This window comes from Pseudomonas sp. MF6394, from assembly GCF_002018845.1.
Taxonomy (GTDB): Bacteria; Pseudomonadota; Gammaproteobacteria; order Pseudomonadales; family Pseudomonadaceae; genus Aquipseudomonas; species Aquipseudomonas lactis.
In genome coordinates, this window is sequence record NZ_MVOJ01000031.1 from 1 (window position 1) to 26,935 (window position 26,935).

Annotated in this window: 21 protein-coding genes and 3 pseudogenes; 5 read left to right on the forward strand and 19 right to left on the reverse strand. The window is 62.2% G+C overall.

What is annotated here, in order from left to right:
- Nucleotides 1–79 precede the first annotated feature (79 nt).
- The 6 genes and pseudogenes from MF6394_RS25345 to MF6394_RS25375 form a co-directional block, all read right to left on the reverse strand.
- Nucleotides 80–373: pseudogene (locus MF6394_RS25345) on the reverse strand (DUF2946 domain-containing protein); the annotation flags it as partial.
- A gap of 10 nt (nt 374–383) precedes the next feature.
- A complete protein-coding gene (locus MF6394_RS25350; RefSeq protein ID WP_069558192.1) occupies nt 384–866 on the reverse strand; it encodes a copper chaperone PCu(A)C in 483 nt (160 codons plus the stop codon).
- A gap of 47 nt (nt 867–913) precedes the next feature.
- Nucleotides 914–1,306 carry a DUF2946 domain-containing protein gene (locus MF6394_RS25355; RefSeq protein WP_003188156.1) on the reverse strand — a complete coding sequence of 131 codons (393 nt, stop codon included), beginning with the start codon at nt 1,304–1,306 and terminating at the stop codon, nt 914–916.
- A gap of 96 nt (nt 1,307–1,402) precedes the next feature.
- Nucleotides 1,403–1,689: pseudogene (locus MF6394_RS25360) on the reverse strand (addiction module antidote protein).
- A gap of 332 nt (nt 1,690–2,021) precedes the next feature.
- A complete protein-coding gene (locus MF6394_RS25370) occupies nt 2,022–2,741 on the reverse strand; it encodes a cobalt-precorrin-6A reductase (protein ID WP_078467807.1) in 720 nt (239 codons plus the stop codon).
- Nucleotides 2,738–3,943, reverse strand: coding sequence for a bifunctional cobalt-precorrin-7 (C(5))-methyltransferase/cobalt-precorrin-6B (C(15))-methyltransferase (locus MF6394_RS25375; RefSeq protein ID WP_069558194.1), 1,206 nt, complete (start codon nt 3,941–3,943; stop codon nt 2,738–2,740). The genes MF6394_RS25370 and MF6394_RS25375 overlap by 4 nt, the downstream gene beginning before the upstream one ends.
- A gap of 38 nt (nt 3,944–3,981) precedes the next feature.
- On the opposite strand from MF6394_RS25375, the gene cobG reads away from it, so the two are divergent.
- The 5 genes from cobG to MF6394_RS25400 all read left to right on the forward strand — a co-directional run bounded on the left by cobG (nt 3,982) and on the right by MF6394_RS25400 (nt 9,332).
- A complete protein-coding gene (cobG, locus tag MF6394_RS25380; RefSeq protein ID WP_078467808.1) occupies nt 3,982–5,328 on the forward strand; it encodes a precorrin-3B synthase in 1,347 nt (448 codons plus the stop codon).
- Entirely contained in the window at nt 5,321–5,947 is a 627-nt protein-coding gene (locus MF6394_RS25385; RefSeq protein WP_044271083.1) for a precorrin-8X methylmutase, read from the forward strand. The genes cobG and MF6394_RS25385 overlap by 8 nt, the downstream gene beginning before the upstream one ends.
- Entirely contained in the window at nt 5,947–6,678 is a 732-nt protein-coding gene (locus MF6394_RS25390; RefSeq protein ID WP_032893769.1) for a precorrin-2 C(20)-methyltransferase, read from the forward strand. The genes MF6394_RS25385 and MF6394_RS25390 overlap by 1 nt, the downstream gene beginning before the upstream one ends.
- Entirely contained in the window at nt 6,678–8,315 is a 1,638-nt protein-coding gene (gene cobJ / locus MF6394_RS25395; RefSeq protein WP_078467809.1) for a precorrin-3B C(17)-methyltransferase, read from the forward strand. Before MF6394_RS25390 ends, cobJ begins: the two co-directional genes overlap by 1 nt.
- Nucleotides 8,316–8,552: 237 nt before the next feature.
- Nucleotides 8,553–9,332, forward strand: coding sequence for a hypothetical protein (locus MF6394_RS25400; RefSeq protein ID WP_032893767.1), 780 nt, complete (start codon nt 8,553–8,555; stop codon nt 9,330–9,332).
- Here MF6394_RS25400 and MF6394_RS25405 read toward each other — a convergent pair.
- The 13 genes and pseudogenes from MF6394_RS25405 to MF6394_RS25470 form a co-directional block, all read right to left on the reverse strand.
- Nucleotides 9,329–9,925, reverse strand: coding sequence for a MarC family protein (locus MF6394_RS25405; protein WP_003171467.1), 597 nt, complete (start codon nt 9,923–9,925; stop codon nt 9,329–9,331). The two genes, MF6394_RS25400 and MF6394_RS25405, sit on opposite strands and share 4 nt — an antisense overlap.
- Before the next feature lie 698 nt (nt 9,926–10,623).
- On the reverse strand, nt 10,624–13,395 hold the full coding sequence (locus tag MF6394_RS25415; RefSeq protein WP_044271090.1) for a hybrid sensor histidine kinase/response regulator: 2,772 nt from the start codon (nt 13,393–13,395) through the stop codon (nt 10,624–10,626).
- A 116-nt stretch (nt 13,396–13,511) separates the two neighbouring features.
- Nucleotides 13,512–14,804, reverse strand: a complete 1,293-nt coding sequence (gene purD / locus MF6394_RS25420; RefSeq protein ID WP_014716727.1) for a phosphoribosylamine--glycine ligase — start codon at nt 14,802–14,804, stop codon at nt 13,512–13,514.
- A gap of 170 nt (nt 14,805–14,974) precedes the next feature.
- Nucleotides 14,975–16,582, reverse strand: a complete 1,608-nt coding sequence (gene purH / locus MF6394_RS25425) for a bifunctional phosphoribosylaminoimidazolecarboxamide formyltransferase/IMP cyclohydrolase (RefSeq protein WP_003188169.1) — start codon at nt 16,580–16,582, stop codon at nt 14,975–14,977.
- Between the two features lie 82 nt (nt 16,583–16,664).
- Nucleotides 16,665–16,985, reverse strand: a complete 321-nt coding sequence (gene fis, locus MF6394_RS25430; RefSeq protein WP_002555375.1) for a DNA-binding transcriptional regulator Fis — start codon at nt 16,983–16,985, stop codon at nt 16,665–16,667.
- Nucleotides 16,982–17,995 carry a tRNA dihydrouridine synthase DusB gene (gene dusB / locus MF6394_RS25435; RefSeq protein WP_078467811.1) on the reverse strand — a complete coding sequence of 338 codons (1,014 nt, stop codon included), beginning with the start codon at nt 17,993–17,995 and terminating at the stop codon, nt 16,982–16,984. The genes fis and dusB overlap by 4 nt, the downstream gene beginning before the upstream one ends.
- Nucleotides 17,996–18,180: 185 nt before the next feature.
- On the reverse strand, nt 18,181–19,428 hold the full coding sequence (locus tag MF6394_RS25440) for a DUF3426 domain-containing protein (RefSeq protein WP_078467812.1): 1,248 nt from the start codon (nt 19,426–19,428) through the stop codon (nt 18,181–18,183).
- 30 nt (nt 19,429–19,458) lie between these two features.
- Nucleotides 19,459–20,337, reverse strand: a complete 879-nt coding sequence (gene prmA / locus MF6394_RS25445; RefSeq protein ID WP_044271100.1) for a 50S ribosomal protein L11 methyltransferase — start codon at nt 20,335–20,337, stop codon at nt 19,459–19,461.
- Between the two features lie 284 nt (nt 20,338–20,621).
- Entirely contained in the window at nt 20,622–21,983 is a 1,362-nt protein-coding gene (accC, locus tag MF6394_RS25450; protein WP_003188188.1) for an acetyl-CoA carboxylase biotin carboxylase subunit, read from the reverse strand.
- Nucleotides 21,984–22,000: 17 nt separating this feature from the next.
- The gene (gene accB, locus MF6394_RS25455; RefSeq protein ID WP_003188191.1) at nt 22,001–22,465 is read right to left on the reverse strand and encodes an acetyl-CoA carboxylase biotin carboxyl carrier protein; all 465 of its coding nucleotides are present in this window, start codon (nt 22,463–22,465) and stop codon (nt 22,001–22,003) included.
- 24 nt (nt 22,466–22,489) lie between these two features.
- Entirely contained in the window at nt 22,490–22,945 is a 456-nt protein-coding gene (aroQ, locus tag MF6394_RS25460; RefSeq protein ID WP_014716732.1) for a type II 3-dehydroquinate dehydratase, read from the reverse strand.
- A 263-nt stretch (nt 22,946–23,208) separates the two neighbouring features.
- A pseudogene (locus tag MF6394_RS35265) lies at nt 23,209–23,724 on the reverse strand (methyl-accepting chemotaxis protein); the annotation flags it as partial.
- A gap of 1,499 nt (nt 23,725–25,223) precedes the next feature.
- The gene (locus MF6394_RS25470) at nt 25,224–26,894 is read right to left on the reverse strand and encodes a response regulator (protein ID WP_019818274.1); all 1,671 of its coding nucleotides are present in this window, start codon (nt 26,892–26,894) and stop codon (nt 25,224–25,226) included.
- Nucleotides 26,895–26,935: the final 41 nt, after the last annotated feature.

Below are 26,935 nucleotides of genomic sequence, written 5' to 3' on the forward strand. Positions count from 1 at the left end.
ATCGGTGATGTAGTTTGATGTATGTGTGTTGACTCCTAGATCTACGGGTCTCTATTGGGCGGCAGCGTCAGAGGTGTATAAGAGACGGGAACGACACACTGCCGGGCAGGGCCGGGCAGCTGAATAGCAGGTCGCAATAGCCGCACTTGGCCCAGAGTGCGTGGTGTTCGGCGGGGGCTTTGGTGTGATGGGAGTCGCCGTGGTCGCTTGGCATCTCCATGGGCATTTCCATGGACATACCGGCGTGATGATCCATCGGCATCGCCTGGGAAATCAGCGGACCGATAAAGATCATCAGCATGGCGAACAGGCTGATCCAACTGCCGCGCTTCACGCGGTAGTGGGGAGACAACCTGGCGCGAGGGGCGCCCATCGAGGTTGGCTTACTGAGCGTGCATATGCTCGTGGCCGGCCATCGGTGGCGCTTTGTGCACTGACACTTGCACTTCGACCTTGCCGGCTTTCTCGAAGGTCAGGGTCAGTGGGAATTGCTTGCCATCGGCCAGCAGGCTGCGGTCCTTGAGGCCCAGCAACATCACGTGATAGGCCATCGGTGCGAAGGTCAGCTCACCCTTGGCCGGTACGGCGACGCTGGGCACTTGTTGCATCTTCATCAAGTCGCCCTGCATTACATGTTCATGCAGCTCGGCTTTTTCGGCGACGCTGGTTTCAACGCTGAGCAGGCGATCCGGGGTAGCCCCGGTGTTATGAATCACAAAATAGGCCGCGACGGTGGGCGCATTCGGCGGCAATTCCTGGGACCAGGGATTGCTGACCTCCAAGTCGCCGGCCTTGTAGTCCTCGGCATTGGCAGCACTGAACACCGGCAGCAGCAACGCAGCCAGAAGCAGGGAAGATTTAAGCATGGCAGTTCTCCAGAACGGTTCTAAACGCAGTTCACTTGCGAAGAAAATCAGACCGTTGGAGAGGCGCGGGGGTTAAGGCTTGGCCATTGCTGGCGCGGGGTGGGATTGCGCAATAAGCGCGGCGGCAGGCTCTGCACCGCCTCGAAGCGCGTCACATACAACTGCGGCACATGCCCCGGCAACGCCACCAACGGCGCCGAACCCGAGCAACACCAGCAATGCTGCATAGCCGAGTGATCATCCGGCGGCGCCGGGATTTCCAGCTTGCCCAGGGCAATCGCCTTGAGGCTGGCACCATTGGACGAACAGAACCCGCCCCACATCAGACGCTTGATCGGGTCGTCCGTCTGCTGCATCGCACTGGCCAACGGCATGGCAAACGCATTGAACAGCACTGCAAGGCAGGCGATCCAGGCAATTGCAAAGCGTTGACGGGCCATGGCGGATAATCCGTAGGGTTAAACGATCAGGCGGGTATTTAGCCTGATCGAGGGGGATAAGTAAAAAGGGCGGGTGTGGTTTGGTGTCGCAGTGGTTCAGACGGCCGTGGCGCGGAGCTTGAGGCCCAGAGCCTTCATGACTTTCATGATAGTCGCGAATTCGGGATTGCCCGTGCTGGAGAGGGCTTTGTACAGACTTTCTCGTCCGAGGCCGGGTCGCGGGCTATTTGGGTCATGCCTTGGGCGCGGGCGATATTGTTAAGCGCTGAGCGAATCAGCAATCCGTCACCGGCGTCCTCCTCGAAAGAGGCTTCGAGATACTCCGCCATGTCCTCTGGGGTCGTCAGATGCTCGGCTATATCGAAATCTTTAAATTGAGTCATGGGTCACTCCTTTTTCTCAAATTCATCTGCAATTTCTTTAGCACGCTCGATGTCACGTTTTTGCGTTGACGAAATGTTGAGGATCATCGCCATGGGCTGCGTGTCTCAGTAGTCAGCGGGTTCCGGTGCGTCTGTAGGTAACTTCTCGTTGAACCGTTGCGCAGTTGATTGAGCTAACGCCTTTGCTGGCTGATCCACTACCGCCGTCTGATAACGCAGTTCCAAAGTGTGGGAGCGGGCTTGCTCGCGAAAGCGGTATGTCAGTCGCTGGATGTTTTGGCCGACGCACTGCCTTCGCGAGCAAGCCCGCTCCCACATTGGATAGGTGGTGTTTAGAAAAGGGTGATTGCCTGTAGCAACGCTGGCACTGCCGTAAACTCTCGATCCACTGCCGCCAACACCGGCCGCTTCAACACCAACACCGGCACCCCCCGCTCACGCGCCACTTCCAGCTTCGGCTCGGTGGCGGTGCTGCCGCTGTTCTTGCTGATCAGCACATCAATTCGCCGTTCTTGGAATAACGCCCGCTCCTCCTCGATGAGGAACGGCCCGCGTGCGCCGATCACTTCACAGCGCTCATTGCCCGGATACACATCCAGCGCGCGCAAGGTCCAGAACTGCTCGGCGGGGATTTCGTCGAGGTGCTGCAAGGGTTCGCGACCCAAGGTGAACAGCGGGCGCTTGAAGGGTTTGAGCGCTTCGACCAACTCGGCCCAGTCGGCGACCTCTCGCCAATCATCCCCCGGCTGCGGCTGCCAGGCCGGGCGGCGTAATGCCCAGCAAGGCACATCGCTCAATCGCGACGCCTGGGCCGCGTTTTGGCTGATCTGCGCTGCATACGGATGGGTGGCGTCAAGGATCAGGCTGATACGTTCGTCACGAATAAACTGCGCTAACCCTTCAGCGCCTCCGTAACCCCCGACGCGAACCTGGCAGGTGAGGTCGGTTGGCACACGGCCCACGCCGGCCAGGCTGTAGACGTGTTCCGGCCCCAGGGTGCGGGCGATGGCCAGCGCTTCGGTGACGCCGCCCAGCAGCAGAATCCTTTTCATAACGGTTTGACCACGTCCAGCAACGTGATCGGCAGTGCCTGGCGCCAGGTATCGAACTCGCCCAAGGGCTGCGCCTGGGCGACGTGGATGCGGGTCAGTTCGCCGCCATGTTGGGCGCGCCAGTTCATCAAGGTCATTTCGCTTTGCAGGGTCACGGCATTGGCCACCAACCGCCCGCCGGGGCGCAGGTGTTGCCAGCAGGTGTCGAGCACGCCGTCGCGGGTGACACCGCCGCCGATGAAGATGGCGTGCGGTGCTTCCAGGCCGAGCAAAGCAGCCGGCGCCTTGCCGCGCACCAGTTGCAGGCCGGGCACGCCGAGGGCGTCGCGGTTGTGTTCGATCAGGCCTTGGCGGCCGGTGTCGGCTTCAATCGCCAAGGCGCGACAGCTGGGATGGGTGCGCATCCATTCAATACCGATGGAGCCACTGCCCGCGCCCACGTCCCATAACAGTTCGCCCGGCATGGGCGCGAGGCGGGCGAGGGTCATGGCGCGGACATCGCGCTTGGTCAGTTGGCCGTCGTGTTTGAAGGCCGAGTCCGGCAAGCCGGCAAGACGCGAGAGGCGCGGTGCGTTGGCATCCGCCAGGCAGTCGATGGCGACCAGGTTCAAATCGGCAACCGCAGCGTGCTCCCAGGCTTGCGCGTGCCCGTCGATGCGCCGTTCAGCCGGGCCGCCCAAGTGTTCAAACACACGGATGCGGCTGGGGCCAAAACCGCGCTCGGTCAACAACGCGGCAATCAAGGCGGGGCTGCTGCCGTCATTGCTCAATACCAACAAGCGCACGCCACTGGCCAGGTGCGCGTTGATCGCCGCCAAGGGACGCGCCACCACCGACAATGTCACCACCTCCTGCAACGGCCAGCCCAAGCGTGCCGCCGCCAGGGATACCGACGAAGGCGCGGGCAAAATCGTCAACTCCTCAGCCGCCACGTGCCGGACCAGGCTGGCGCCGACGCCATAGAACATCGGGTCGCCACTGGCCAGGACGCACACAGGCTCCCCACGCCGCGACAACACCGGCTCCAGAGAAAACGGGCTCGGCCATAGCTGGCGCTCGCCACCAATACACTGCGGCAGCAGGTCCAACTGGCGCTGAGCACCTATAATCCGCGTGGCGCGCAGCAAGGCATGCCGGGCATTCCTGCCCAGGCCTTTGAAGCCGTCTTCACCGATGCCTACAACCGTCAGCCAGGGCGACATATCAATTCCTTGAACGACATCCGACGGGCAGGCTTTTCATGCCGCCGGACAAAGCAGGCATAATACCGCGCCTTTACCCGTCAACCGGTAGCCCCGTGAACCCAACGCCCGCTGTGAATACCTTGCGCCCCTCGGCTTGTCCGGGGTTGCTGCGTATTGTCCAGGCGTTGGACGGCGGCATTTGCCGGGTCAAATTGGCGGGTGGCGCGATCACCGCCGCCCAGGCCCACGCCGTGGCAGACGCGGCCCAGGCCTATGCAGGCGGGGTGATCGAGGCGACCAACCGCGCCAACTTGCAGATTCGCGGCATCGGCGCCGAGCAGGAAGCGTTGATCGCCCGGCTGCTGGCGGCGGGCCTGGGGCCTAGCAACGCGGGCGGTGACGACGTGCGCAATCTGATGCTCAGCCCCAGCGCCGGCATCGACCCGCAGATGCTGTTCGACACCCGCCCGCTGGCCGCGCAGATCCTCGCCACCCTGGAAAACCATCCGCGTTTCCATCAACTGTCGGCCAAGTTCGCGGTGCAACTCGATGGCGGCGAAGACCTGGCGATGCTCGAACATCACCACGATCTGTGGTTGTCGGCCTTCGTACGCCATGGCGAAACCCTGCTCGCGTTCGGGCTGGCCGGCTGTCCGGGTCTGGATGCGCCCCTGGCCGCCGTGCCATTGAGCCAAGGGCTTGAGTTGGTAGTGGCTGTGCTGGAAGCCTTTCTGGACCTCGCCACCCCTGAGCAAACGCGTATGCGCCATTTGCCTGTGGATAACGTGCTGAGCCATTTGCGTGTGCCATTGCTGCCAGTCGACGGCTTCACACGCCCGCCCAGCGACGCCTCGCTGCAGGTGGGCACTTATCCACAAGCGCAAAAGAATCAGTTCTACGTTGCCGCCCTCGCGCCCTTGGGCCGCCTGGACCCAACGATGCTCAAGGGCGCCGCACAACTGGCCAGCGACTTTGGGGACGGCACCTTGCGCTTCACCCCCTGGCAAGGCGTGCTGGTGCCCAACGTCGAAAAGCCTCACGCCGTGACCGAACGCCTGGCGCAACTGGGCTTTATCTGCTCCCTCGGCCACCCGCTGGCGCGCATGATTGCCTGCACCGGTTCCAGCGGCTGCGCCAAAGGCCAGGCCGACACCAAGGCCGACGCCGTGCAACTGGCCGCTCTGCAACCGGGCATCGAGGTGCACCTGTCCGGCTGCCCGCGCTCCTGCGCCGCCGCGCACACCGCGCCCGTCACTTTGCTGGCGGTGAGCCCCGGCCACTACGACCTCTATTTTCGCGAGGCAGCCCAGCCAGGTTTTGGCCGGCTGCACGCGCGCACTCTTTCCATTGAAGCGGCGGGCGCCCTGTTGCGCGCTCGTCCACGGAGCAACACCGATGATTGATTACATCCGCGACGGTCAGGAGATCTATCGCAACTCCTTCGCCATTATTCGCGCGGAAGCCAACCTGGACCGCATCCCGGCTGATTTGGAAAAACTCGCGGTGCGGGTGATTCATGCGTGCGGCATGGTCGAGGCCATCGACGGCCTGCAATTTTCCGAAGGTGCCGGCAAGGCAGGGCGTGACGCGTTGGCCGCTGGTGCGCCGATTCTGTGCGATGCGCGGATGGTGTCCGAAGGCGTGACCCGCGCACGCCTGCCGGCCAATAACGAAGTGATCTGCACCCTGCGCGACGATAGCGTGCCGGAGTTGGCGCGGGAGCTGGGCAACACCCGTTCTGCCGCTGCCCTTGAGCTGTGGCGCCCGTATCTGGAAGGCAGCGTGGTGGTGATCGGCAACGCGCCGACCGCGTTGTTCTACCTGTTGGAAATGCTCGACGCCGGCGCGCCGAAACCGGCGTTGATCCTCGGTTTTCCGGTGGGTTTTGTTGGCGCCGCTGAATCCAAGGCGATGCTCGCCGCTGACAGCCGTGGGGTGCCATTCGTGATCATGCAAGGCCGCCTGGGTGGCAGTGCCATGGCGGCCGCCGCCGTCAATGCCCTGGCCACGGAGGTCGAATAATGCAGGTGCGCGGACGTTTGATCGGCCTGGGCGTCGGCCCCGGTGACCCGGAACTGATTACCCTCAAAGCTTTGCGCCTGCTGCGTGAATCGCCGGTGGTGGCGTACTTCGTGGCCAAGGGCAAGAAGGGCAATGCCTTCGGCATCATCGAAGACCATCTGGTACCGCAACAGACCCTGATGCCGCTGGTGTACCCGGTGACCACCGAAGTGCTGCCGGCGCCGCTGTCCTACGAGCAGGTGATCAGCGACTTCTACGACAACGCCAGCCTCGACGTGGCTGCGCACCTGGACGCAGGCCGCGACGTGGCGGTGATTTGCGAAGGTGACCCGTTCTTCTACGGCTCCTACATGTACCTGCATGATCGCCTGGCCGAGCGCTACGACGCCGAGGTGATTCCAGGCGTGTGTTCGATGCTCGGTGGCGCCTCGGTACTTGGCGCGCCGTTGGTGTACCGCAACCAGAGCTTGTCGGTGCTCTCGGGCGTATTGCCCCATGAGGACCTCAAGCGCCGCCTGGCGGATGCCGATGCCGCCGTGATCATGAAGCTGGGGCGCAACTTCCCGAAGGTGCGCCAGGTGTTGGAGGAGTTGGGTCTGGCCGAGCGGGCGCTGTATGTGGAGCGTGCGACCATGGCCAACCAGAAGATTGTGCCGCTGGACCAGGTGGAGCCGATGTCTTCGCCGTATTTCTCGCTGATCATCGTGCCCGGTGAACGGTGGCAAGGTTGATGACCCCGGCGATTGTGATTCTGGGCCAGGGCAGCCTGGCGACTGCGCGCAAGCTCCAGCAGGTTTACCCCGGCGCGTTGATCCACGGCCTGGTCACTCGGGTTGAAGGTGCAGACCGTACCTACAGCGAATTCGGCGCGACCTTGCGTCAGCTCTATCAGCAGGGCACACCACTGATTGCCCTGTGCGCCGCGGGCATTGTGATCCGCACCCTGGCGCCGTTGCTGCTGGAAAAGGGCGAAGAACCCGCCGTGCTGGCCGTGGCCGAAGACGGCAGCGCCGTGGTGCCGTTGCTCGGTGGCCTGGGCGGTGTGAATGTGATGGCACGGGATATCGCCGCGGCACTGGGCGTATCCGCGGCAATCACCACCAGTGGCGAGTTGCGTTTTGGCACCTGCCTGCTCAACCCGCCGGCGGGCTATCAACTGGCCGATATCGAGTTGGGCAAACGCTTTGTCTCCGACCTTCTGGCCGGCGAAAGCGTGCGTATCGAAGGTGCGGCGCCATGGCTGGAGGAGGCTAACCTGCCTCAGGATCAACAAGCGCGCCTGGCGATCCATGTAGGCAGTGCCGAGCGCACACCGGCAGCCAACGAGTTGCTGATTTACCCGCAGAATATCTACGTCACTTGCCGGCCGGGTGCACAGTTGGCCGAGCGTGTGCGCACAGCGTTGCAGGAGGCGGGTGTGGCCGTGCAGTCCCTGGCCTGCCTGCTAGCCAGCGACCTGCAGATGGCTGACGCGTCCTTGCATGAAGCCGCGTCGGCCCTGGGCGTACCGCTGCGTTTTGCCGCGCTGACACCCGTTGCGGATATCAGCATTACCGTGGCCGAGCAGCCCTTGGACCTGTCACAGGTGGGGCGCCCGCGCGGGCGTCTGGCGGTGATCGGCCTGGGCCCCGGCGCCGCTGAACTGATGGTGCCGGCGGTGAAGGCGGAACTGGCGCGTTGCACCGATGTTTTGGGGTATGAAACCTACGTGCGCATGGCCGGGCCGTTCCGGGACGACCAAGTGCAACACTGCACTGACAACCGCGAAGAAATGCAGCGCGCTCGCCACGCTTTCGAGTTGGCTGCGCAGGGGCGTTCGGTGGTGGTGGTGTCGTCCGGCGACCCTGGCGTATTCGCTATGGCTGCGGCAGTGATCGAAGCGCTGCACGAGTCCAGCGAGCCGGCCTGGCATCAGGTCGACCTGGAAATCCTGCCGGGGGTTTCCGCCTCGCTGGCCACCGCCGCCCAGGCGGGCGCGCCGCTGGGGCATGACTTCTGTGTGATGTCGCTGTCGGATAACCTCAAGCCCTGGTCGATCATCGAAAAACGCCTGGACCTGGCTTCCCAGGCCGACCTGGCCTTGGCGTTCTACAACCCGATCTCGCGGTCGCGGCCTTGGCAACTGGGGCGTGCTCTGGAGATCGTCGCGCTGCATCGCACGCCACTGACGCCGGTGGTGCTGGGCCGTGACATCGGTCGTCCAGGCCAGACGCTGCGCGTCACCACCTTGGGGCAACTGACCCCCGAGCAGGTGGACATGCGCACCATGGTGCTGATCGGTTCATCCACCACCTGTGTGTTCCCGCGCGCCGGTGGGGGCGAGTGGGTGTACACGCCACGTTGGTATGGCGACAAACCCAACTCCTGAAAACAGCCCCGTTGGCTGCCGGAAAGCTCCGAATAACCCAGGGATTCCCCTGGCGTTGTTCGGGGCTTTTTCTTTTTTTTGCGATGAAAACCGCATACCTGCCCGCCGCGCCTTGTTATTGCTGGGCGCTGGTTTTGGGCGGGGCAGGCCAAGGGATGTTTGTCGCATGGAAAGCGAGCAGCTGCCTGGACTAGGGTGGAGACAAGCCCCATGTGGGGTGCTTGTGGAGAACAGAAAATGGAGCGACGTCACAGAAGGATCAACAGCAAAAAAAGGCGCAAGTTGATTGCCGCCTACAAATTGCCGGGCGCCCCTGCACGGCAGGCCATTTGCGCGTTGGATCGCGAAGATGATTGCAATGCGGCCGTGGTCAACAACGGGGTGATTTCGTTTGCCGAAGGGTTATCGGCGTTGAACCGGGAATACGTGCGCAAAAGCTATTTGCTGGCCAGCAGTTATGTGAGCGATGTGCTGAACGTCCAACGGGGTAGCGAGGCGTGGTACGAGGAATTTATCAAGGTCATGGTCAGCCTGGGCTGGCTGCCGCTGCGCAGTCGCTTTGAGCGGGTCTCGCGTGCGGGCAAGGGCCTGACCGTGCAACTGGCGGCGCTGAATATCATCGCCTCGATGCTGACGTCGACGGCGCTGTCCGGCCCGTTGCTCAGTGCATTGCCAAAACTGGCCGCCGATGCGCTGGACGCACTGAAGCGCCAGCCAGCGTCTTTCGAGCTGTTCAAGCGCAATTGCGCGGTGCGCGAGGGCGGCGATTTCGGCCTGGCCTCCTGCGCTGAAACAGACGGCGAATTGATCATGGTGCTGGTGACCTACAGCACCCATGGTGTGGATAAACAGGTGGGCCTGCCGTTCCTGGAGTGGGACAGCTCCTCGTTCGAGGCCTTCAGCGGGCAGACTTGCCTTGTGCTCAATACCTCGATGGTCAACGAGAAAACCATCCAGCTGATGCGCGAAAGCGCCGGTGACAAAGTCGAAATGGCGATCGCCAAATACCGGATCTAGGGCACCAGGTAGCCGCGTACCCCGGTAAAAATGATTTGCGCGGCCAGGGCGCAGACGAACAGGCCCATCAAGCGGCTGACAATCTGCAAGCCCTGGTCGCCGAGAATGCGTTCGATACGGTTGGACAGGTACAGCACCACGCCCACCGTCAGGCTGGCCAGGGCAATACTGAGGATGGCGGTGAGCTTGTCATCCCAGTGCGGTTGGCTGACGCCCATCACCAGCAAGGCGCCGATGGTGCCGGGGCCGACGGTGAGGGGGATGGTCAGCGGCACGATGGTCACGTCCTGCTGCACGTTGTCGGTCTGCACCGCCGACTTGCCTTGGGCCATGCCCAGGGCGGAGATAAACAACACGCTGCCGGCGCCGATGCGGAACGCGTCGACGGTAATGCCGAACACACTGAAAATCACCCGGCCAAACAGGTAGAGCAGCACGCTCGATACCAGAGTGGCCAGTGCGACTTTCCACGCCAGGCGCCGACGCTCCTTGCTGGAATAGCCACGGGTCAGGCTGATAAAGCAGGACAGCACAAAGAACGGGCTGTAGAGCACCAGCATCTTCAGGTAAACGCTGAATAACACGTGGAGCATGGGGGCGGCTCGCGGGCGGGGGAAGTGGGGAGGAGTCTATCTGACAGAGATCAAATGTGGGAGCTGGCTTGCCTGCGATAGCCATAGGTATCTACGCAACTTTGTGGGCAGTAGCAACAGACGGTAACCACGATGCGAAGCGAGCCGCTCTTGATCTTGCTTTTGATCTGCTTTTGATCTTAAGTGCCCCGTTAAACCACGCTGGCCGGAATTCGACAGGGATTTGGGGGGTAAACCGGCAGGGATGCCGGTTTAGCCGCCCCGCGCCATGGATGGCGCGTGGCGGCGGCCCCCCAAATCACTGGCGGATTACGGGCACACCGAGCCTAAGCGAGGTGCCGAGTGGTGGGGCAAGAGCGTTTTGCTTACTTTTGCGCTTTTCAAAAGTGAGCCGCCGTCAGGGCGGAACCCTAAGTGGCCGTTACCGCAGCAATGGATATGTACACAATCCAACTGTGTTGACTGCCAGGCCGTCTTCGCAGGCAAGCCAGCTCCCACAGTTTGATCGCGGGGCGGCAGGTAGATAAGTGTAGGCTGTCCGGCCGTCACGGGAGCAAGCTCCCTCGCCATAGGTTTAGCGTCGTACCGAAGTTGTGTAGATACCTATGCTGCGATAGCGGTGGGTCAGTTAACACATCAGTGACTGATACATCGCTATCGCAGGCAAGCCAGCTCCCACAGGGGATGGTATTTCAGGTTCAGGATGGGGCGTGTTCCGGGCGCTGTTGGCGCTGCGCCACCCAGTAGTCCACCAGCTCGCGCAGTTGCGACAGTTCCACCGGCTTGGCCATATGCCCGTCCATGCCTGCCTGGCGTGCGCGTTCTTTGTGTTCCGAGAGAATGTGCGCCGTGAGCGCCACCACCGGCGTGCGCACGCGTTGGTGGCTGACTTCCCACGCCCGCAGTTGCTGCGTGGCAGAGAAACCATCGAGGATCGGCATCTCGCAGTCCATCAATACCAGGTCATAGCGCTGGGCTTTCATCGCTTGCAGCGCTTCTTCGCCGTTGCTGGCGGTGTCCGGGTTAAGGTTGAGCTTGCCGAGCATGCCGCGAATCACTTTGGTGGAGATGCTGTTGTCTTCGGCCACCAGGATGCGGAAATCACTGGGTACGGTGATGGCTACCGGCGCGCTGGGGGCCGGGCGGGCAACGAGGGCGCCTTTGCTGCGCTGGGTCAGTTCATCGGCCAGGGTGGTTTTGAGGGTATAGCCCGCCACCGGTTTGGCGAGGATGCGCTTGATCCCGCAGTTGCGCGCAATGATCTTGCTCGGCGCGTTACTGATGCCGGTGAGCATGATCAGCAGGATGTCGTGGTTCAGGCTCGGGTCTTCCTTGATCTTCGCCGCCAGTTGCATGCCAGTCATGCCGGGCATGTTCTGGTCCAGCAGCACCACATCGAAGTAATCACGCAGGTGCGCCTTGGTGCGCAGCAGCGCCAGGGCTTCCTTGCCCGAAGGCGCGGCGCTGACGTTCAGGCCCCAGGCCGTGCATTGCTGCACCAGCACTTTGCGGCAGGTGTCGTTGTCGTCCACCACCAGCACGCGGGCGTCCTTGAGCGGGCCGTCGAGGTCGCTGGTCGGGTGCTCCAGGCGTTCAGGGTCCAGGGGCAGGGTCAGCCACAGGGTGCTGCCCTGGTGACTGCCGCTCTTGACGCCGAACTCGCCGTTCATCAACAGGATCAGTTGGCGGGCGATGACCAGGCCCAGGTGGCCACTCAAGCGCGTCGCCGAGAGGAAGTTTTTGCTGTGCAGTTCGCTGTGCAGCAAGGCGTCGCGTTCGGCGGCTTCCATGGGGATGCCGCTGTCTTGCACGGCAATACGCAGGCGCGGCTTGGTGCTGCGCTCATCCAGGGCGACAACGATCAGCACTTCGCCTTCATCGGTTTTGTGCAGGGCGTTTTCCAGAAGGCTCAGCAACGCCTGGCGCAGCCGCGTCGGGTCACCGCTGATCACCCGTGGCACCTGGGGCTGAATAAAGCTGATCAGCTCGACATTCTGTTGCTCGGCCTTGGCGCGGAAGATGCTCAGGCAGTCGTCGATCAGTGCATTGAGATCGAACTGCACATCATCGAGTTCGATCTGGCCGGATTCGAGCTTGGAAATGTCGAGAATCTCGTTGATCAGGGTGAGCAACTCATTACCGGCGCTGTGGATGGTCTGCACATAGTCGCGTTGCTTAACCGACAACGGCGTGCCCAGCAGCAACTCGGTCATGCCCAGCACACCGTTCATGGGGGTGCGAATTTCGTGGCTGATCTTCGCCAGGAACTCGGCCTTGGCGGCGATTTCGGCGTTGCTGGCCGCCAGGTCGCGGCTGAGGCTGAAGCGGGTTTCAACAATGGCGCGCTGGCGCTCGCCGAGGGCCAGGCTCATCAGCAGGCCGCTGAGGCAGATAAAGCTCAGCAGGGTGACGATCAGGCCTTGTGGCGCCACCAGGGTGAGGCCGAGCAGCGCGGGCAGGATGATCAGCGTGCCGATGTTGAACACCACCATGGCCGCCACGAACAAGCGCGCCGGGCGGTAGCCTTTTTGCCAGTGATAGGCCGAGACAAACAGCATGCTCAGGCCCGCCAGCGCGACCAGGGCATAGGTGATGATGTTCAACGGCAAGGTATTGACGAACAACAGCAGCAGGCCACACAGGATGATCAGCAGGATGTCAGCCATCAACACCTTGTTCAGCGGATGCGGGCCCAGGGGCATGAAGAAGCGGTAGGCAAACATCAGCCCGCAGGGCGCGGTCAGCAGCAGGGCCAGGTAGGCGCCAGGGGTCTGGATCGCGTGCCAGTTCGGCAGCCACGGCCCCACCAGGTTGAGTAGCAGCGCCAGGCTGAGCATCAACAGGAACTCGCACGCGGCCAGCCACAGGCTGCTGCGCGAGCGGTGGTAGGCGAAGCGCGTGAGGTTGTGCAGGATCAACATCGACAGCACGCCAAACAGCAGGCCGTAGATCAGCGTCTGGTTCTGGTTGGCGGCGGCCAGTACCGCAGGTTCCAGGGTGATGTAAGGGCGCAGTTCGTGTTCCGAAACCAGCCGCAGGTACACCTCCAGAGGCTGTTGGCTCTGGGGCATCGGTAACATGAAGTCGCTGCTGGGCAACGGACGCTCAGCCTGGGGTTGGCGAGTGCCGGTGATTTGTTGCTCCACCAGGGTGTCGCCGTCCAGCACGTACAGGCTCAGGCTGGACAGGTCCGGGGCGAACACCCGCAGCACTTGTTCGTGCTTGCCAGGCTGCAACCTGAAACGCACCCACAACGCACCGTCCGGCTGCGCGGCAGTGATGCGGTCCAGTTCGATGGGGCTGAATTGATTGGTGTAGCGGGAGGAACGGATGTCGCTCAGTTGCAGGTCGGCCTGTTCATCAAGCAATACCGCCCAGCCACTGCCTTGCGCGGCGGCCTGGGCCGGTAGCAAGCAGAGCAAAGTCAGCAGACTGATTGTGAAACCTATGGCGATCCTGAGCCAGCGCACGGCGAAATCCCTTCGGTAGTTGGATGCACGGGTTAACTATGCGCGGGGCGACAGGGTACGGCAAGGGCCAAAGGCCCTTACCTAACCGAACGGATAGCCACTGCAAGTGTAGCTGCTCAGTTGTTCTCACCACGTTCGCGGGCAATGGCACGGTAGCCAATGTCGGTGCGGTAGAAGCAGCCCTTCCAGTCGATTTTCGCCGCCAGTTTGTACGCCTGTTGTTGCGCGGCATCGACACTGGCACCCATCGCGGTGGCGCACAATACGCGGCCACCGGCGGTTACAACTTTGCCGTCCTTGAGCGCGGTGCCGGCATGGAAGACCTTGCCTTCCAGCGCAGCGGCCGCGTCGAGGCCTTCGATCACATCGCCCTTGGCGTAGTCGGCAGGGTAGCCACCGGCCGCCAGCACGATGCCGACGCTCGGGCGTGGGTCCCATTGCGCTTCGACCTTGTCCAGGGCCTGGGCGAGGGCGGCTTCCACCAGCAGCACCAGGCTCGATTGCAGGCGCAGCATCACCGGTTGGGTTTCCGGATCGCCGAAACGGCAGTTGAACTCGATGACTTTCGGGTTACCGGCTTTATCGATCATCAGGCCGGCGTAAAGGAAACCGGTGTACACGTTGCCTTCATCGGCCATGCCACGCACGGTTGGCCAGATCACCAGGTCCATGACGCGCTGGTGCACGTCGGCGGTGACCACTGGTGCCGGGGAGTAGGCACCCATGCCGCCGGTGTTCGGGCCGCTGTCGCCGTTGCCGACGCGCTTGTGGTCCTGGCTGGTGGCCATTGGCAATACGTTCTTGCCGTCGACCATCACGATAAAGCTGGCTTCTTCGCCGTCGAGGAATTCCTCGATGACCACACGCGAACCCGCGTCACCAAAGGCATTGCCGGCGAGCATGTCGCGCACGGCGTCTTCGGCTTCCTGCAGGGTCATGGCGACGATCACGCCTTTACCGGCAGCCAGGCCATCGGCCTTGATCACGATCGGTGCGCCTTTCTCACGCAGGTAAGCCAGGGCTGGCTCAATCTCGGTGAAGTTCTGGTAATCGGCCGTCGGGATCTTGTGGCGAGCCAGGAAGTCCTTGGTGAAGGCTTTCGAACCTTCCAGCTGGGCGGCGCCCGCGGTAGGGCCGAAGCAATCCAGGCCACGGCTGCGGAACAGATCCACGACGCCAGCCACCAGCGGCACTTCCGGGCCGACGATGGTCAGGGAAACATTCTTCTCGGCAAAATCTGCCAACTGCTCCAGGGCCAGCACGTCGATGGCGACGTTTTCGCACTTGGCTTCGATGGCGGTACCGGCGTTGCCGGGGGCCACGAAGACTTTCTGCACGCGTGGGTCCTGGGCTACTTTCCAGGCCAGGGCGTGTTCACGGCCACCGCTGCCAATGATCAAAACATTCATTTCAAAAACCTCGGATGGAGCAAATTCGTGGGGGCACTGTTGGCTGTTTTCCTGTGGGCGCTGGCTTGCCTGCGATGCGGGCACCTCGGTGTGTCAGTTGCACCGAGGTGATGCCATCGCAGGCAAGCCAGCTCCCACATGAAGCCAGTGCCCGCTAAAGATCCAGTCAATCAGTGGCGGAAGTGGCGCATGCCGGTGAAGACCATCGCAATGCCCGCTTCATCAGCGGCGGCGATGACTTCTGCATCACGCATCGAGCCGCCCGGTTGGATCACGGCAGTCACGCCAGCTTTCGCGGCGTTGTCCAGGCCGTCACGGAACGGGAAGAACGCATCGGATGCCATCACCGAACCCACCACCTGCAAGCCGGCGTGTTCTGCCTTGATCGCGGCGATACGTGCCGAGTTCACACGGCTCATCTGGCCGGCGCCGACACCGATGGTCTGGCGGTTCTTGGCGTAGACGATGGCGTTGGACTTGACGTACTTGGCCACTTTCCAGGCGAAGATCAGGTCGTTGATCTCTTGCTCGGTCGGCGCACGCTTGGTCACGACTTTCAAGTCATCGCTGCCGATCATGCCGATGTCGCGGCTCTGTACCAGCAGGCCGCCATTGACGCGCTTGTAGTCCCAGGCCGCGGCGCGGTCTGCCGACCACTCGCCACAGGCCAGCAGGCGTACGTTGGCTTTGGCGGCGACGATGGCGCGGGCTTCTTCGCTGACGCTTGGGGCGATGATCACTTCGACGAACTGACGCTCGACGATGGCCTTGGCGGTCTCGGCATCCAGCTCGCGGTTGAAGGCAATGATGCCGCCGAACGCGGATTCGGTGTCGGTGGCGTAGGCCAGTTCGTAGGCCTGGCGGATACCGCCTTCAGCGTCCGGGCTCACGGCCACGCCGCACGGGTTGGCGTGCTTGACGATTACGCAGGCCGGTTTGACGAAGCTCTTCACGCATTCCAGCGCGGCGTCGGTATCGGCCACGTTGTTGTAGGAAAGTTCTTTGCCTTGCAGTTGGGTCGCGGTGGCAATGCCCACTTCGGCAGGCTTGGCTTCCACATAGAACGCCGCGCTCTGGTGCGGGTTCTCGCCGTAGCGCATTTCCTGGGCCTTGATGAACTGGCTGTTGAAGGTGCGCGGGAACTGGCTGCGGCCTTCTGTGCTCAAGGTTGGCGCCGCCTGGTTCACGGTGCCCATGTAGTTGGCGATCATGCCGTCATAGGCGGCGGTGTGTTCGAACGCCTTGAGCATCAGGTCGAAGCGCTGGGCGTAGGTCAGGCCACCGGCCTTGAGGTTTTCCAGGACGCTGGCGTAATCGCTGGCGTTGACCACGATGGCCACGTCTTTATGGTTCTTGGCCGCCGAGCGCACCATGGTCGGGCCGCCGATATCGATGTTTTCGATGGCGGTCGGCAGGTCGCAACCTGGCTTGTTGATGGTGGCTTCGAACGGGTAGAGGTTAACGGCCACCAGGTCGATCGGCTTGATGCCGTGCTCGGTCATGATGGCGTCGTCGATACCGCGACGGCCGAGGATGCCGCCGTGGATTTTCGGGTGCAGGGTCTTGACGCGACCGTCCATCATTTCTGCGAAACCGGTGTAGTCCGCGACTTCTACTGCGGCCACGCCGTTGTCCTGCAGCAGTTTGAAGGTCCCGCCCGTGGAGAGGATTTCCACACCCAGGGCTTCCAGCTCCCGGGCAAATTCGAGGATCCCGGTCTTGTCGGAAACACTGATCAAGGCGCGGCGGATCGGCAGGCGGGTGGTCTGGTCGGTCATCTCAATTTCCATCAAAAGCAAAGGAAGTCAGCAAAAAAGGCGACCGGTTTTACGCGGGCGCCTTTCTGGTTTGATTGAATGCTTACAGCAAATCGTACTGCTTGAGCTTTTTGCGCAAGGTGCCACGGTTGAGGCCCAGCAGCTCACTGGCTTTGGTCTGGTTGCCCTTGACGTAGTTCATCACGCTTTCGAGCAAGGGCGCCTCGACTTCGGAGAGCACCAGGTTGTACACATCCGTGACGGAAGCGCCCTCAAGGTGGGCGAAATAATTGTGCAGCGCCTTCTCGACACTCCCGCGAAGGGTCTGGCCTTCTTCGCTCGGCGTGTTGAGGTGCTGTTTCAAATTGACGTTGTCGCTCACGGGTGTTGTTCCACTCACTAAAGTCTCGGTCATCATCGTCATGCGGCCACCCCTTCTCCATCCCCTGTTCCCAGGCTCTTGTCGCGTCCGGCGAAGAACTCACGAACGGTGGCGACCTGTGCCTGCGTTTCATCCAAACGATTGAACTGAGCGCGGAATTCCTTGGCGCCCGGCAAGGTGGCGAGATACCAGCCGACATGCTTGCGAGCAATGCGTACTCCCATCACGTCCCCATAGAAGGCGTGCAGGGCGGCCAGATGCTCTAGCAGAATACGTTCCACCTCGACCAACTCTGGTGCCGGCAAGACTTCACCGGTACGCAGGAAATGCTCGATTTCACGAAAAATCCACGGCCGCCCCTGGGCGGCCCGGCCAATCAACAAGCCATCGGCACCGGTCGCGTGCAGCACGCGCTGGGCTTTCTCGGCACTGTCGATGTCGCCATTGGCAAAGACGGGCATCGACACGGCCTGCTTGATCGCGGCAATGGTGTCGTACTCGGCTTCACCGGTGTAAAGGTCGGCGCGGGTGCGGCCATGCACCGCCAGCGCTGTAATACCTGCCTGTTCAGCGATCTTCGCCACTGTCAGGCCATTCTTGTTGTCCCGGTCCCAACCGGTACGAATCTTCAGGGTCACCGGCACATCCACTGCGCCGACAACGGCCTGCAGGATCTCGGCGACCAACTGCTCATCTTTCAACAGTGCGGAACCGGCGGCCTTGTTGCAGACCTTCTTGGCCGGGCAGCCCATGTTGATATCGATGATCTGTGCACCCAGCTCCACGTTGGCCCGGGCTGCATCCGCCAGCATCTGCGCATCGCCACCGGCGATCTGCACCGAGCGTGGCTCGGGATCACCTTCATGGATCATGCGCATCCGCGACTTGCGGGTGTTCCACAAACTCATGTCGCTGGTAACCATTTCAGAGACTACTAGACCCGCGCCCAAACGCTTGCACAGCTGACGAAAGGGCTGGTCGGTGACACCCGCCATCGGGGCGAGGATCAAGCCGTTTTGCAATGTGTATGGGCCGATGCGTACCGCCGACATAGGACTTCCCTGTTGTGGGGCCGGATCATTAGAGTTCGAAAAAGGGTTGGCATGATACCCGCTCTCGATGACTGGTTAAAGGCTGAATTGGATAAAATCTGAACAGTTACTTTTTTATCGCCATCGGTTTGGTCGACGGCGGCCAAGTCTGTAATCCGCCGTCAAACCTCGGTGGGCACGCCGTTTCACTCGGGCGAATGGAAGCTCAGGCTGTAATTCACGGCTTTGTTGCCGGGGTCCAGGATGTCCAGGGAGATGTGGATCGGCGTCTGCGAGGGCATTTCGCTCACGCCGGCCAACTCGCCGCTCAGGTACTCGGCGGGCTTGAAGCGACGACTGGCAATCAGGCCGCCGTTCAGGTCCGCAAAGCGTAGCTCCAGCAGCGGGAAGGGCTGGGAGAAGGTCGCGCGGTTATAGAGGATGGCATCCACCACCAGCGCCCCGGCGAACTCGGGATGGCTGCGCACCACCAGGTTGCTGCTCTTGATATGGGTAATGTCGACCCGCGATGGCACGGTGCATCCCAGTTTCGGGCACAGCGCCTGGAACCACGGGCGGTAGGCGTCCTGGCGGGCCAGATCGTCGAATTGGTAAGCGATGTACTGGCCGGCCAGGCCGGCGGCGGCCATTACCACCAGCACTATCCAGGCAAGGCGGCGGCCCCAGCCTGACGGACGCTTCTGCGCATACAAGTGCAGGGGGTCGTCTTCCAGGTCCTGGAGCAGTTCGTCATGTACGCCGGCCTCCGTTCGTGCGCGCTTGCGTCGTGGCTGCGCGCGGTCTTCGGGTTCCGGCTCGTCGAGGGTGGGCGTCAGCGGCGGGTCGAGATCTTCATCCCCGGCGGTGGTGTGCAGCGCCGGTTCGTCATCGAGGTCGTCGGTGTGGGCCGACATGGACGGTTCGGTGCGCTGTTTGGACGCAGGCGCGGCCGGCTCGGGCTCTTCCGCTGGTGCCTGGGTGCGCTCTTCGGGTGGCTCACTGAACAGGCTGGCCGCCCATTTTTCTTCCTCGGCCTTGACCGTATCGCGGCTGGCGCTGAAGGACTCTTCCTTTTGCCGACGGTCGGCACCTGGCTGGCGACGTTCTGCGCCCACGGCCTGGGTGTGCTGAATCTCGCGACGTTCCAGCTTGGCCAGTTCCTTGTCCAGGTTATCCAGGTCCAGCTCTTCGGCCGTCCACTGTTTCTGGCTGATGGCCCGCGGTGGTTCGGGAGGTGCTTCGCCAGTCGGTTCGACGGCCGGCTCAGCGGTGGTCGGCACTTCAGGTTCCGGCGCAGACGCCTGGGCCCGTTGCTCCAGCAACTGGCGAGCGGCGTTGAACACTTGCAGGCACGAGCCGCAACGCACCACGCCGCGGGCCACGCTCAATTGAGCGTGGTTGACGCGAAAGCGCGATTGGCAATGTGGGCACTGGGTGACGAAACTGTCGGTCATGCGGCCATCCGATTCAGGCAAGCGCTCATTCTAGCGCCGACGACCGCTGATGCGTACCCAGCCATCACGGTTGGCGATCGGGTCCAGCTCGAAGTCCTTGGCGTAGGCCGCCGCCACGTCTTCACCTTGCTCGGCGAGGATGCCCGACAGCGCCAGGCGCCCGCCCGGCTTGACCAGGCTCGACAGTTGCGGCGCCAGCGACACCAGTGGCCCGGCGAGGATATTGGCCACCAGTACATCGGCCTGAACCTGGGGCAGATCTTCAGGCAGGTAGAGTGGGAATTTGCCTTCGGCAATGTTGTTGCGCCCGGCGTTATCGCGTGAGGCTTCCAGGGCCTGCACGTCGATATCGGTGCCCACGGCCTCCTTGGCGCCCAGCAGCAGGGCGGCGATTGCCAAAATCCCCGAACCGCAGCCGAAGTCCAGGACGTTGCTGTCGGTCAGGTCCTGGCCGTCCAGCCATTCCAGGCACAGGGCGGTGGTGGGGTGGGTGCCGGTGCCGAACGCCAGGCCCGGGTCCAGCAGCAGGTTCACCGCTTCTGGCTCGGGAGCGGCGTGCCAGCTTGGCACGATCCACAGGCGCTGGCCGAAGCGCATGGGCTGGAAGTTATCCATCCAGCTGCGTTCCCAGTCCTGGTCTTCGATGACTTCGCTGTGATGCTCGGGCAGCGGGCCGCCGGTGAGCAGTTCCATATGGGCCAGCACGGCAGCGGCGTCGGTGCCGTCTTCGAACAGGGCCAGCAAATGGGTGTGGGACCACAGCGGCGTGGTATTGAGTTCCGGTTCGAAGATCGGCTGGTCTTCGGCGTCCATGAAGGTCACCGACACGGCGCCCACTTCGAGGAACGCGTCTTCGTAGGTTTCGGCTTGTTCTGGGCTGATGGCGAGACGGACTTGCAGCCAAGGCATGGCGGGCACCTTTGAAAAAAATGAATGTGCGGCGGGCAGGCCGCGAAAGCGCGCAAGTTTACGCGAGCAGCGGGCAGAAGACGACACCACTGACTGCACCCGGTCAAAATGTGGTGCTTGTGTGGGAGCCGGGCTTGCCCGCGATGCAGGCACCTCGGTTTTTCTGCCAGACCGAGGCGATGCCATCGCAGGCAAGCCAGCTCCCACACAAGCCAGCTCCCACAGGGTTTCGGTGGCCCACAAACAACAAAACCGCCCGAAGGCGGTTTTGTTGGGTGGAGCACTTACTGGTTGGCCAGCTTGTGTTCCAGGTAGTGAATGTTCACACCACCTTCGCAGAAGCCTTCATCACGAACCAGGTCCCGATGCAGCGGGATGTTGGTTTTGATGCCGTCTACCACGATTTCGTCCAGGGCATTGCGCATACGGGCCATGGCCTCGTCGCGAGTGGCGCCCCAGGTGATCAGCTTGCCGATCAGCGAGTCGTAGTTGGACGGAACCTTGTAGCCGCTGTACAGGTGCGAATCCACACGTACGCCGTTGCCGCCGGGCGCATGGAAATGCTTGACCAGGCCAGGGCTTGGGATAAAGGTTTTCGGGTCTTCGGCGTTGATGCGGCACTCCAGGGAGTGGCCGTGCATCTTCACGTCGTCCTGGGTGAAGGACAGCACGTTACCGGCGGCGATGCTCAGCATCTCCTTGACGATGTCGATACCGGTGACCATCTCCGATACCGGGTGCTCTACCTGCACACGAGTGTTCATCTCGATGAAGTAGAAGCGGCCGTTCTCGTAGAGGAACTCGAAGGTGCCGGCGCCACGGTAGTTGATGTCGATGCACGCCTTGACGCAGCGTGCCAGCACTTCCTGGCGGGCTTTCTCGTCCAGGCCCGGAGCCGGAGCTTCTTCCAAAACCTTCTGGTGACGACGTTGCAGCGAGCAATCGCGGTCGCCCAGGTGGATGGCGTGGCCCTGGCCGTCGGACAGCACCTGGACTTCCACGTGACGTGGGTTGGTCAGGTACTTCTCCAGGTAGACCATCGGGTTGCCGAACCAGGCGCCCGCTTCGGAGCGGGTCTGCTTGGCGGCTTCGATCAGGTCTTCTTCCTTGTGCACCACGCGCATGCCGCGACCACCACCGCCACCGGCGGCCTTGATGATCACCGGGTAGCCGACTTCGCGACCAATGCGCAGAGCGGTTTCTTCGTCTTCAGGCAGCGGGCCGTCGGAGCCTGGAACGGTTGGCACGCCGGCCGCGATCATGGCGTCCTTGGCCGATACCTTGTCGCCCATCAGGCGAATGGTTTCGGCTTTGGGGCCGATGAAGGCAAACCCGGATTTTTCCACCTGTTCGGCAAAATCGGCGTTTTCCGCGAGGAAGCCGTAGCCTGGGTGGATGCCATCAGCGCCGGTCACTTCTGCCGCGGCGATGATGTTCGAGACTTTCAGGTACGAGTTCGTGGCCAGTGGCGGGCCGATGCAGATGCTTTCGTCCGCCAGTTTCACGTGCATCAATTCGGTATCGGCCGTCGAGTAAACAGCGACGGTCTTGATGCCCTCTTCCTTACAGGCGCGCAGGATACGCAGCGCGATCTCGCCGCGGTTGGCGATCAGGACTTTTTGCAGTTTCTTCGCAGGTTTCAACATCGAAGGCGCTCCGCGGTTCAAACGATGGTGAACAGCGGCTGGTCGTACTCAACCGGCTGACCGTTTTCTACCAGGATGGATTCAATGACGCCGGCTTTTTCCGCGGTGATGTGGTTCATCATTTTCATCGCTTCAACGATGCAGATGGTGTCGCCCACTTTCACGGTCTTGCCCACTTCAACGAAGGCTGGCGAGGTCGGTGCCGGGGTGCGGTAGAACGTACCGACCATTGGCGACTTGACCACGAAGCCGTTCAGCGCAGGCGCGGCTGGGGCGGCAGGCGCAGCGGCGGCGGCAGGTGCGGCAGCCGGAGCAGCAGCGGCTGGAGCCGGCGCTTGCATCTGTGGCGCGTAGAACTGTTGGGCCGGGGTCTTGCTGTGACGGCTGATCCGTACGGACTCTTCGCCTTCCTTGATTTCCAGCTCGTCGATACCGGATTCTTCCAGCAGTTCGATCAGTTTCTTAACTTTACGGATATCCATGAATCATCAACTCCCAAGGGTCGGTCAGGGGCGTTTAGCCTGTTCTTCAATGTGTTCCAGGGCGGCCTCCAGGGCCAGTCGGTAACCGCTGGCGCCAAGGCCGCAGATCACTCCTACCGCTACGTCGGAGAAGTAAGAGTGATGGCGGAAAGCTTCGCGTTTGTGCACGTTCGATAAATGCACTTCGATGAATGGGATGCTCACCGCCAGCAGCGCGTCACGTAATGCAACGCTTGTGTGCGTAAAAGCGGCGGGATTGATCAGAATAAAGTCCACGCCTTCGCCGCGCGCGGCATGGATGCGATCAATCAATTCATACTCGGCATTGCTTTGCAGGTAGAGCAAATGGTGGCCGGCTTCACGTGCCCGTCGTTCCAGGTCGAGGTTGATCTGGTCGAGGGTCACTGCCCCGTAGACGCCCGGTTCGCGGGTGCCAAGCAGGTTCAGGTTGGGTCCGTGAAGAACCAGTAAGGTCGCCATTGGCTGTTCCTTGTTATTGGTGTGGGTGTGTCAGAACCCGGCGACTATGCCGCAAAGCCTTTGTGACTGTCCAGTTCTATGCAGTAGCCGGCACGATTAGCGAGGATTGCGCAAAATTTGTGACCAAGAGCCTGCGTTCGGTCAGTGTGGGAGCTGGCTTGCCTGCGATGACGGTGTATCAGTGGGGGATGAGTTGGCTGATCCACCGCTATCGCAGGCAAGCCAGCTCCCACATTTTGGTCTTCATGGAACATCAGATCGGGTCAGACGCGAAAGGCTTGCACGGCGGTAGTCAGTTGCCCGCCCAGCACCAGCAGGTGCTCGCCCTGGCTACGGCCCTGGCCAATACGCAGCAAATTGTCCTCACCCAATTGATGTATCCGCTCACTGTTGTCGCGTATCTCGCTCACGGCTCCACTTTGTTGCGCGGTCACATCGGCAATACGTACGGCAGTGTCGGAGATGGTCTGGATCGCCCCGACGATTTCATCCAGCGCGCCATCCGCCGCCTGGGCTTGCTGGGCGGTGGCTTCGGCGTGTTCGACCTGGGCGCGCATGCCTTCTACCGACTGGTGCGCGGCGGTTTGCAGGCCGGCGATCAGGCCCTGGATTTCGGCGGTAGCACCGGCAGTACGCTGGGCCAGGGAGCGTACTTCGTCGGCCACTACGGCGAAACCACGCCCGGCCTCACCGGCGCGGGCGGCTTCGATGGCGGCATTGAGCGCCAGCAGGTTGGTCTGGTCGGCAATCGAGCGGATCACCGTGAGCACGCCGCCGATGGTGGCGGACTCTTCGGCAAGTTTCTCGATCATCTGCGCGTTTTGCTGCACTTCGCCCACCAGCGCATGCAGCCCGGTGAGGCTCAGGCCGATCACGCGCTGGCCTTGCTCCACGGCCTGGCCCGCACTGCGACTGGCGCCGGCGGCCTGGCTGGCATCGCCTGCGACTTGCTGGATGGTGGCTTCCAGCTCGCCCAGGGAATCACGGATTTGCGCGGTGTCGCCGGCCTGGCGTTCGGCGCCGTCGTGCAGGCCGCTGCTCAGTTCGGCCAGGGCGCGGCTGCTGCCCGCCACTTCTTCGGCATTGCCACGGATGGTGCCGACCAGGTCCACCAGGTAGGCGCGCAGGCGGTTGAGGGAGGCCTCGATATCGTGCAGCTCGCGGTTGGTCTTGCCCAGGGCGATCGGTTGGCTGAAGTCGCCTTCGGCCCAGGTCGACAAGGCCGGCGCCAGGTTGGTCAACACGCGCGCCAGGCGCCGTTGCAAGGTGTCGATCAGCAATGCGATCAGCAGGATCAGGCCAATCATCACGCCTTGTATCACGCGCACTTCGCCCTGAATCTTCGCATGTTGCGCGCGCACCACGGGTTCGAGGCCGGCGATGGCTTGTTGCACGTTGGTGATTTTCAGGTGGGTGCTGGCGGCAAGGTCAGTGCGTTGCTGAATCTGCTCACGGGTGCGCTGCAGCTCGGCGGGGTAGCGGGTCAACAGGCTGTTGAGCTCGCGCTTGAGGTCAACGCCGGTGTCCTGGGCTTCGGTTTTTTCGGTGTTTTCCAGGCCCATCAACGCGGAAAAATCGTCGGTGTTGGATTCTGCGCTGGCCTTTATTCCCAATAAGGGCAGTTGCACGAGCAGGTCGGCCTGGGTTCTCAGGTGGGTCACTTCGCGCTCGACATCCGCAGCCAACTCGGCGCGCCCGCTGCTCACCAGCTTGTCGCGGGCCAGGGACAGTTTGCCCAGATGCTGCGAGGCGGCGAGCAATGGCGGCATATAACGCGCAGCCTCCGCAGAATTGATGCCGCTGGCGTACTGGCTCAGTTGTTCCAGGTTCGCGCCCAGTTCACGTTCGGCTTGCAGCAACAGGGCTTGCGGGTCGCCAGCCAATTTACCGGCGGCCAACAGGTCGGTCTTGCTGAAGGTCTCCAGGTCCATAAGGCTGGGGCGCAGGTTTTGCGCCAATTCGGGCGGCAGTTGCGCTAGCTGCAGTTGCAGGCTTTCCAGGCTCTGGGTGGCACTGCTCAGGCGCAGGGCATCGCCGCTGGCCAAGTAGTCCTCGATGTTACGGGCAGCCTGGTTTTGAAAGACCTGGGACAAACCCAGGTAGCGCTCCATCAACAAGTACGGGCGCTCCAGTGCCCGTTGCGACCACCACAGCGTCGCCCCGAGCGCCAGGCACACGGCCACCAGCAGAAGGGTATTGAGATTGGTCAGCAGCTTCAGGCGCATGCGGGGTTTCAACCGACGGCAAGAGATAAGCGCCTGAATTTATTGCGTTTGTATTACAGCGTTATGACCGAATCGGTGGATTCTGGTGAAAAGATGGCACTTTGCTTTGATGTGCGAGCGGCTTGCACGCGGTTGCGTCCGGCGTCCTTGGCGCGGTACAGCGCTTCGTCAGCCTGAGCAGCCATCATCAGGCTGTCGGAATCGTCGCACAGCTCCACCAGGCCGGCGCTGAAGGTGCACCACAAATCCTGCGGTTGGGCGGGGTAGTGGATTTCTGCAAAGCGCCGGCGAATGTCGTCCAGCACCTTGCAGGCCGATTCCAGGTCGGTGTCGGGCATCACGATGGCGAACTCTTCACCGCCGTAGCGGCCGATGTAATCGGTCTTGCGCAAACGCTGCTTGAGAAACAGTGCCAGGCTCTTGATCACCCGGTCGCCCATCGGGTGGCCGTGGCTGTCATTGACGCGCTTGAAGTGGTCGATATCGAGCATGGCAAAGCTAAGAGGCTTGTTCTCGCGGCGGGCGCGGAAGCTGCAATCTTCGAGCAGTTGCAGGATATGCGTGTGGTTGTACAGCCCGGTGAGGCTGTCGCGCACCATCCGTGCCTTCAAGTTGCGCGCACGCGAGGCACGGTTACGCACAGTGGTGATCAGGTGACGCGGCTTGATCGGTTTGGTGAGGAAATCGTCACCGCCCTCGCTCATCGCATCCAGCTGTTTATCCAGGTCGTCCTCAGCCGACAGGTAGATGATCGGCACGCTGACGTAGCGGTCGTTGTGGCGAATCACCTTGGCCAGTTCGGTGCCGGTACAGGCAGGCATGTACATGTCGAGGATGATCAGGTCGGGCTGGAAATCCGCCAGCTCGGCCATGGCCTGGATCGGTTCGATCAAGGTGCGGGTGATAATCCCGGCACTGTTGAGCAGGCGTTCGGTGTGCAGCGCCTGGGCCCGCGAGTCGTCGATGATCAGCACTTTATATGGTTCGTACTGGGCCGCGCAGGTCAGCACTTCGATCTTTTCCAGCAGGCTTGAAGCTTCCAGGGTGCCGGTCAGGAACTCTTCGCCACCGGCGCGCACGGCGGCCAGGCGCGTCGGGGTGTCGGTTTCGTGCAGGCTGAAAAACAACAGCGGCAGCTTGTGCTCCAGGCCCTCTTGGGCTTCTGCGGCGAGCTTCAGGCCCAGGCCTGTGCCGCAGAAGTCCACGTCCATCACGATCGCCGACGGCAAACGCTCGGCCATGGCCGCGCGAAAGGCGGCGACGCTGTCCAGAGCGTGGGCGCTCATGCCAAAGAATTCGAGCTGCTTGGCCAGGCGCTCGGCGCGGTCATGGTCGGCGAGCATCACGTAGATCGGCTTGCGCATCGGTGGCAGGAAGGTTTGCTCAAGCTGGTCGCCCTGGCGCAGGCCGGTGCGGGACAGGCGTTGCATCAAGCGGTTGAGCTCAGTGATCAGTTGGCTGCTCAGGCGGCCACGGTTCTCGTCCACGGCTTGCAGGGATTCACTGATATGCCGTGCCAGTTGCGTGTGTTCGGGCTGTTCGAAGCGTTCGGCGAAGCGCTGCAGGCGCAGGTTGGCTTCGCTGAGTTCGGAAAAGTCGGCGTTCGACCACTCGCTGCGCTGCAGGCGCTGCCAGATCTCAAGAATTTGACGTGCCTGATGAATTACCCGCTGGGCAAAGTGCTGCTTGAGACGCTCGCGGCTGGGGTCTTCTGACTCGGTCATATCCTGACTACTGTGAGGGTGCATGCTGAGGTCGACTGATG

Bases quoted from the DNA above. Each gene is read 5' to 3' on its own strand.
- MF6394_RS25355 (WP_003188156.1), bottom strand. From the start codon at position 1,306: ATGGCCCGTCAACGCTTTGCAATTGCCTGGATCGCCTGCCTTGCAGTG.
- MF6394_RS25375 (WP_069558194.1), bottom strand. From the start codon at position 3,943: ATGTCGCCCTGGCTGACGGTTGTAGGCATCGGTGAAGACGGCTTCAAA.
- accB (WP_003188191.1), bottom strand. From the start codon at position 22,465: ATGGATATCCGTAAAGTTAAGAAACTGATCGAACTGCTGGAAGAATCC.
- purD (WP_014716727.1), bottom strand. From the start codon at position 14,804: ATGAATGTTTTGATCATTGGCAGCGGTGGCCGTGAACACGCCCTGGCC.
- MF6394_RS25470 (WP_019818274.1), bottom strand. From the start codon at position 26,894: ATGACCGAGTCAGAAGACCCCAGCCGCGAGCGTCTCAAGCAGCACTTT.
- cobJ (WP_078467809.1), top strand. From the start codon at position 6,678: ATGACCCCGGCGATTGTGATTCTGGGCCAGGGCAGCCTGGCGACTGCG.
- MF6394_RS25390 (WP_032893769.1), top strand. From the start codon at position 5,947: ATGCAGGTGCGCGGACGTTTGATCGGCCTGGGCGTCGGCCCCGGTGAC.
- fis (WP_002555375.1), bottom strand. From the start codon at position 16,985: ATGACGATGATGACCGAGACTTTAGTGAGTGGAACAACACCCGTGAGC.
- cobG (WP_078467808.1), top strand. From the start codon at position 3,982: ATGCCGCCGGACAAAGCAGGCATAATACCGCGCCTTTACCCGTCAACC.
- purH (WP_003188169.1), bottom strand. From the start codon at position 16,582: ATGACCGACCAGACCACCCGCCTGCCGATCCGCCGCGCCTTGATCAGT.
- MF6394_RS25350 (WP_069558192.1), bottom strand. From the start codon at position 866: ATGCTTAAATCTTCCCTGCTTCTGGCTGCGTTGCTGCTGCCGGTGTTC.
- aroQ (WP_014716732.1), bottom strand. From the start codon at position 22,945: ATGGCGACCTTACTGGTTCTTCACGGACCCAACCTGAACCTGCTTGGC.
- MF6394_RS25400 (WP_032893767.1), top strand. From the start codon at position 8,553: ATGGAGCGACGTCACAGAAGGATCAACAGCAAAAAAAGGCGCAAGTTG.
- dusB (WP_078467811.1), bottom strand. From the start codon at position 17,995: ATGTCGGCGGTACGCATCGGCCCATACACATTGCAAAACGGCTTGATC.
- accC (WP_003188188.1), bottom strand. From the start codon at position 21,983: ATGTTGAAACCTGCGAAGAAACTGCAAAAAGTCCTGATCGCCAACCGC.
- MF6394_RS25405 (WP_003171467.1), bottom strand. From the start codon at position 9,925: ATGCTCCACGTGTTATTCAGCGTTTACCTGAAGATGCTGGTGCTCTAC.
- prmA (WP_044271100.1), bottom strand. From the start codon at position 20,337: ATGCCTTGGCTGCAAGTCCGTCTCGCCATCAGCCCAGAACAAGCCGAA.
- MF6394_RS25440 (WP_078467812.1), bottom strand. From the start codon at position 19,428: ATGACCGACAGTTTCGTCACCCAGTGCCCACATTGCCAATCGCGCTTT.
- MF6394_RS25385 (WP_044271083.1), top strand. From the start codon at position 5,321: ATGATTGATTACATCCGCGACGGTCAGGAGATCTATCGCAACTCCTTC.
- MF6394_RS25370 (WP_078467807.1), bottom strand. From the start codon at position 2,741: ATGAAAAGGATTCTGCTGCTGGGCGGCGTCACCGAAGCGCTGGCCATC.